The organism is Micromonospora maritima (genome assembly GCF_902825405.1).
Lineage (GTDB): Bacteria > Actinomycetota > Actinomycetes > Mycobacteriales > Micromonosporaceae > Micromonospora > Micromonospora maritima.
Map to the genome: position 1 here is coordinate 1 of NZ_CADEAU010000697.1, position 2,325 is coordinate 2,325.

Genomic DNA, 2,325 nt, shown 5'->3' on the forward strand with positions numbered 1-2,325 from the left:
CGCGCCTCGGCCCGCTCCTCACGGACCTCGGCGTGCACCTCCTCGCGGGCGGGAGCGGCCGCGGCCGCGACCTCGGCCCGCGGTCGAGGGGTACCGGCGGCGGCGCCGCCCTGCCGCTCGGTGATGGCACTGATCAGCTCGCCCTTGCGCATGCGAGCCGTACCGGAGATGCCGAGCGACGCGGCCAGGCTCTGGAGCTCCGGCAGCAGCATCGCCGACAGGCCGGTGCCGCTGCGCCGACGGCGCGTGGGAGCGGCGGTGGTGGCATCGCCAGCGACGTTGGAAACATCCGACGTCACGTCGGTGGTGTCGCTCAATGGATTCCTTCCCTCGATAGGCCGGGACTGCCCGGAGTCGTGGAGCCAGGTGGCCGGGCGGCCTCGGTGCACCCGCCTCGCAAGGACGCGTCGCGGGAGTCTGTAACACAGCAGCCGGTCGGTTTCCCGACTCACCAGCATCGGTGAGCAGGTCTCGCCATCTGCGGCGACCTGTGGAAACTGCGGTGCGGCGTGGGCCTTGGGCAGGGGTGACGGGCTGACCGCCGAGAGCTTCGGGGGTGCGCCGAACCGCAGGAAGATCGCATGCTTCGCGGCTGTGCTCGGTCTAGAGCGTAATCAACTCTTCCGACCTGCGGCAACAGGGTCCCGCTCGGCGTGTCAAAGTCTACCCCGGGAAACCCGGGCCCCGCTGACATCTATCGGCAACTCCCAGCGGCGCCACTGTGTTCCCGGGTCGAATCCCGCCGGGACCTCGGACAACGCCAGCACCGTCGGCCCGGCCCCACTGACCACAGCCGCCACACCCGCCCCGCGCAACGCGCCGACCAGCGCGGCGGTGGCCGGCATCCCCGGCGCCCGCTGGTCCTGGTGCAGGCGGTCGACGGTGGCCGGCAGCAGCAGCGCCGGATCGGCGGTCAGCGCGTGCACCAGCAGTGCCGCCCGACCCGCGTTGGACGCCGCGTCGGCGTGCGGCACGGTGGCCGGCAGCGCGGCGCGGGCCTCCGCGGTCAGACCCCGCTCGGCGGGCACGAAGACGGTCGGACGAACGGCCGACGCCACCGGCAGCGCGACCGCCCGGGCGCCGGACGACTCGGTCCAGGCGATGGTGAAGCCGCCGAGCAGGCACGGCGCGACGTTGTCCGGATGGCCCTCCAACTCCGCCGCCAGCCGCAACGCGGCGTCGTCACCCATCCGCCGCCCGCCGTCGGCCACCAGCGCCCGGGCTGCCAGCACCCCGGCCACGATGGCCGCCGAGGACGAGCCCAGGCCACGGGCCTGCGGGATCCGGTTGACGCACTCCAGCGCCAGGCCGGGCGGCTGCGCGCCGAGCACGTCGAAGGCGGCCCGCATGGCGGTCACGACCAGGTGGCGCTCGTCCGCCGGCAGTTCCCCGGCGCCCTCGCCGCTGACCGCCACCCGTACGCCGCCGTCGGTCACCTCCGCGGTGACGTCGTCGTACCGGCCGAGCGCCAACCCGAGCGCGTCGAACCCGGGGCCGAGATTGGCGCTGGTCGCGGGCACCCGGACCCGGACCGGTCCGGAGGTGAGAGTCGTCGGCACCGGCTCATGCTAGGGCGTGCCACCGACAGCCGGCCGGATCGCCCGCAGCGTGGGACCCACGCGTCACCCGGCATCGCCCGGGGCCCGCGCCGGCACCGGGTCGGCGAGCGAGAGCCGGCGCGTGGCGAACCGCCAGCCGACCGCGTAGACGACGGTCACCAGACCGCAACCGGCGAGCACGGTCCGCTCGTCCACCCGGTCCACCACCAGCGCCACCACCAGCTGGCTCACCGCGATGGCCAGCGTCGCCAGCATCATGTCGGTGGCGAAGACCCGGCCCCGCAGCCGGTCCGGCACCTCGCCCTGCAGGGCGTAGTTGGACAGCACCCAGTTGCTGCCGCCGCCGAGGTGGGCGAGGAAGACCAGGACCAGCACCAGCGGGAACCACGACACCGCCGAGGCGCCCAGGTAGGACAGGCCGTACAGCGACATCGACAGCGCCAGGCCGGTGAGCAGCCAGGCCCGGTTGCTGAGCACCCGGCGCATCAGGATCGGGCCGACCAGCGCGCCGGCGCCCCGGGCGGCGAAGAGCAGGCCCGCGCCGACCGCTCCGACGCCGTAGACGCCGGCCAGCAGCGGGAAGACGGTCAGCACGCCGTTGCCCAGGCCGACCGCCGACTTCACCGTGACCAGCGCGAGCACGCGCGGCCGGTGCGCGATGTAGCCGAGCGCCTCCCGGATCGCCGCCCAGGTGCGCGGCACGGTCGCCGCCGGGTCGCGGGGCGCCTGGAGCGGCCGACGGATCAGCGCCGCCAGGCCCGCCGCG

3 protein-coding genes are annotated in these 2,325 nt (G+C 74.9%); all 3 read right to left on the reverse strand.

Going from position 1 to position 2,325, the window contains the following annotated elements; all coding sequences use genetic code 11:
• The coding region (locus tag HUW36_RS31190) for a Rho termination factor N-terminal domain-containing protein (protein ID WP_174531356.1) at positions 1-317 on the reverse strand (317 nt) is incomplete at its 3' end.
• 339 nt (positions 318-656) lie between these two features.
• On the reverse strand, positions 657-1,559 hold the full coding sequence (gene thrB, locus HUW36_RS31195; RefSeq protein WP_174531357.1) for a homoserine kinase: 903 nt from the start codon (positions 1,557-1,559) through the stop codon (positions 657-659).
• A gap of 63 nt (positions 1,560-1,622) precedes the next feature.
• Positions 1,623-2,325 (reverse strand): MFS transporter (locus tag HUW36_RS31200; protein ID WP_174531358.1); only part of this gene is annotated, 703 nt, incomplete at its 5' end.